Source organism: Flavobacterium polysaccharolyticum (genome assembly GCF_038739875.1).
Lineage (GTDB): Bacteria > Bacteroidota > Bacteroidia > Flavobacteriales > Flavobacteriaceae > Flavobacterium > Flavobacterium polysaccharolyticum.
This window is the reverse complement of sequence record NZ_JBCGDP010000047.1, coordinates 1-3,673: the sequence shown is the minus strand read 5'-3', so window position 1 is coordinate 3,673 and position 3,673 is coordinate 1. Positions and strand designations below refer to the sequence as shown.

Genomic DNA, 3,673 nt, shown 5'->3' with positions numbered 1-3,673 from the left:
TTTCAAAATCAGGACTCGCAGTAATTTTCAAATCACTACCTGAAATGGTAAACGCAGCATTATCGGTATCACCAGCTCCAGCTACTAAAGAATACGTAAACGAACTGCTATCTACATCGGTTGAAGACAGTGCTCCCACAGTTGAGTTAGCCGCAACATTTTCATCAATGTCAGAATCAGACAAAGTAATATCCGTTGGTGCGCTATTGGTTACAGTGAAAATTGGATTAGTACCAATGAAGTATGCTCCCCCTGGACTGATATCATATGTTGAGAGTTCATCAGAAAGCCAGTTATCAGTATTACGATCATTCGTATTTAAGCAAATTGCAGCAAGAATAGCTGCTTTTGTACCCGATTTTATACCAGTGTAGACATTGTTATCACCATGATATCCTAATAGACTAGGGTCTCTATTAAGGGCAACAGCTGTTGACCCAAGAGTAAGGGATGGAGGTAAATACGAATTGTTATTGCCTGGCTGAAGTACTGTTCCAGTTGCGGGTGGTACAAGAAATTGTCCTGCTGGTTGATTTACACCATTAAAAAGGATAGCAAAAGTATTTACCCAACCAAATACAAACTGACTTACAGATGTACGGGAACTTCCTTGAAAAATAAACCAGTTATCTCCTCCACCAGGAACAGGACAGCTTGCTGGATTCGTAAGTGTCCAGCCTGTAACACTAACAGTGCCTGGTAAGCCAGAAACGGTAGGAGTTGTACCTCCTGTAATTGAAAATTGAGTAACTGTTCCAGCTGGCATAGCAGCGGTTAACGTCCATTCAATCGAGCCTTCTGCTGTATTCGCTACAGAATTAGTTCCGAAAGTACCAGTATTTACATCATATCCATAATCTGTTATTCTAATAACAGTACCTGCTTCCATAGGAACAAGATTTACGATAGTCATTTGATAAGGGACAACATCGTAATTTGTACCTATGATAGCAATATCACCAGGTGATAAAATAGTTTGAGCCAGTGAGGATGAAAACAAACTTAGAAAACATCCAATGAGAAGTAGTTTTTTTATCATAACTTGTTAATGTGTTTATTATCAAAGATATAAAAAAAATGGACTATTATTCAATAGTCCATTTTTTTTATATTTATTATGGTCTAGAAGGAAAAATTCCCTGATAGCATATGATGTATTGCATAGCCACAAAAGGCGGTAACGTTGGCAAGGGCATTGGACCAGAACCCCAAGGAGTCAATTGTAAGCCTGTTGGGTCAAAATTTAAATTATTGGTCGCTGTTGAACTAATTCCTGTTAAATTTTGACTCGGTGCGGCATTAGTGTACAAATTAGGGTCACTATTGCCATTGGTATCAACCGTTTTTCCTAAAGCATTATTGGTTGCAGAAGGAGTGGAATCAGCTCCCGGATTAGTACTAGCTTGTAATGTGGTGGTTACCGATACATTTCCAGTTATATTCGTTCCTGGTCCTTTTATTATAGTGTGTGTGTGTGGAGGCATGTTTATCGATGTAATGGTCGCAGCCTGTGCACCACCAGTTTCTCCAAGTGAATAAGTGCCTCCAGGGGGTATACCTCCTGTATTAGTGCATTGTGTTGGAAAAGCACCACGTAAGTCAGGTAATTTAAAAGTAGTAACACCATCTCCACCATAATAGGTTCCTAATATAGCAAACAACGCAGTATAATTTCTGATTGATAAAAGTTGCCCTTCACAAGTAAAATAGCCTGCAGGAGCAAAACTACCTGCGAAAAGTTTAATAGTGCCAATGAATTCATCGTTCATAATTTTTTGATTTAAATGTTAATAGATTTTTTAAGAAAAGTGTGAGTATAATTAAGTTGATTTTTTTGCTTATTTCCTTGTAGTAAAAGTAGTTGTTGTGTGTTTTTAATACAGGTTAAATGACATGACTTGCCTTTTTGATGTCATAAAAGGAGGATAATGAGGTATAGTAAAGAGAGACTTTGTAGGTGAATTTTTTTTAAAATAGAATAACCCGCTATATTTGTGGCTTTAAATTCAAAATACATGCACCGTCATTTTCTTCTTCACAAACCCTACGGCTATTTAAGTCAGTTTATTTATCAGCTGAAACGGAAAAAACGGTTGTTAGGAGAGCTGTATGATTTTCCAGAGGGCACGATGGCAATAGGTCGTTTAGACGAAGATTCAGAAGGCTTATTGCTCTTGACGACGGATGGAAAAGTTAGTGAGCAAATTAGAAGTAAGAAAGTGGATAAAGAATATTATGTTCAAGTGGATGGTGTAATCACTCCTGAAGCTATTGAGCAAATAAAAAAAGGAGTTGAAATAGGCTTCAACGGAACTAAATATACAACCAAACCTTGTGAAGCCTTTATTGTAAATGAGATTCCTGATTTTGGACCACGAGGTAAGAAAATCAGAGATGAGCGACACGGGCCCACTTCATGGGCTTCGATTACGGTAAATGAAGGGAAATTTCGCCAAGTGAGAAAAATGACTGCCGCCGTAGGGTTCCCTACCTTACGATTGGTTCGCGTTCGAATTGGAACGATACAGTTAGATAATTTACAAGCAGGCGAAGTACGTCAAGTAAAGAGTTTTGAAATAGCTATTCCCAAATCCTGAATCCCAAATCTTGAATCTCAAATCCTAAATTTTAAAATGTTAAACATCGTACTTGTAGAACCCGAAATCCCTAATAATACTGGTAACATTGGCCGCTTATGTGTTGGCACAGAAAGTCGCCTGCATTTAATTCACCCGTTTGGTTTTGTTATTAATGACAAAAACCTCAAACGTTCAGGACTGGATTATTGGGTACATCTGGATGTTACGGAATACCAAAATGTAGCCGAATGGATGACGGTAATTCCAGATACTTCAAGGGTCTTTTTGATGAGTTCTCACGCAGAGCATTCCTATTTGAATATCGAATTTCAAGACGAAGATTGGTTGGTTTTTGGTAAAGAAAGCGTAGGCTTGAGCCAGGAAGTATTAAACCTATTTGCTAAAGAAAATCAATTAAAAATCCCTATGTCGTCCCTGATTCGCAGTTTTAATATTGCCAATTCCGTTGCCTTTGTAGTTGGTGAAGCAAGAAGACAGCTTTCGGTGGGCAAAATTTAGTTAGCAGTTTGCATCTGTTAGTGTTCAGTTTTTATGGGCTGGTACTATTTGCGTCCTTAGCGGTTATTTTTTTTACCACAAAGAAACACGAAGAAGGCACGAAGCAACACGAAGTTACATAGTTGCCTTTGCGAAACTTGCGTAAATCTTTGCGAATATTGCGGTTAATTTTTTTACCACAAAGCAACACAAAGTAGGCACCAAGCAACACGAAGTTGTATAATTGCCTTTGCGCCCCTTGCGTTATCACTTTGTGAACTTAGCGGTTAAACTTTTTTGCCACGGTTTGAGAAAAGAACTTCTATGTCCTTATTTGCCTTATATGGTTCAAAATAAATAGTCCAATTCATAAAAACTTCGATGAGTTATATTTTTTATATTTTTTTTCGCCCTTAGCGGTTAAACTTTTTTGCCACGGATTACACGGATAAAACGGATTTATAGCAATTTGTCTTGTCCTGAAATAAGTTTACATAAAAATGTAAATTTATGATCAATCGTGCAGGAACAAACACTACAAAACGTTATTCTAATTATTCGGAGGAATTCAAACGTAAGGTTTGCGAAGAATATAT

General features: G+C 37.6%; 4 protein-coding genes. 2 read left to right on the top strand and 2 right to left on the bottom strand.

Features of this window, described 5'->3' with window-relative positions; translation table 11 throughout:
• The coding region (locus WFZ86_RS19980) for a hypothetical protein (protein ID WP_425402890.1) at window positions 1–1,039 on the bottom strand (1,039 nt) is incomplete at its 3' end.
• A 76-nt stretch (window positions 1,040–1,115) separates the two neighbouring features.
• Window positions 1,116–1,769 carry a phage tail protein gene (locus WFZ86_RS19975; RefSeq protein WP_342693587.1) on the bottom strand — a complete coding sequence of 218 codons (654 nt, stop codon included), beginning with the start codon at window positions 1,767–1,769 and terminating at the stop codon, window positions 1,116–1,118.
• A 246-nt stretch (window positions 1,770–2,015) separates the two neighbouring features.
• On the opposite strand from WFZ86_RS19975, the gene WFZ86_RS19970 reads away from it, so the two are divergent.
• Window positions 2,016–2,597: a pseudouridine synthase gene (locus tag WFZ86_RS19970; protein ID WP_342693586.1), complete on the top strand. Its 582-nt coding sequence runs from the start codon at window positions 2,016–2,018 to the stop codon at window positions 2,595–2,597.
• 36 nt (window positions 2,598–2,633) lie between these two features.
• Window positions 2,634–3,098: a tRNA (cytidine(34)-2'-O)-methyltransferase gene (locus WFZ86_RS19965; RefSeq protein ID WP_342693585.1), complete on the top strand. Its 465-nt coding sequence runs from the start codon at window positions 2,634–2,636 to the stop codon at window positions 3,096–3,098.
• Window positions 3,099–3,673 lie beyond the last annotated feature (575 nt).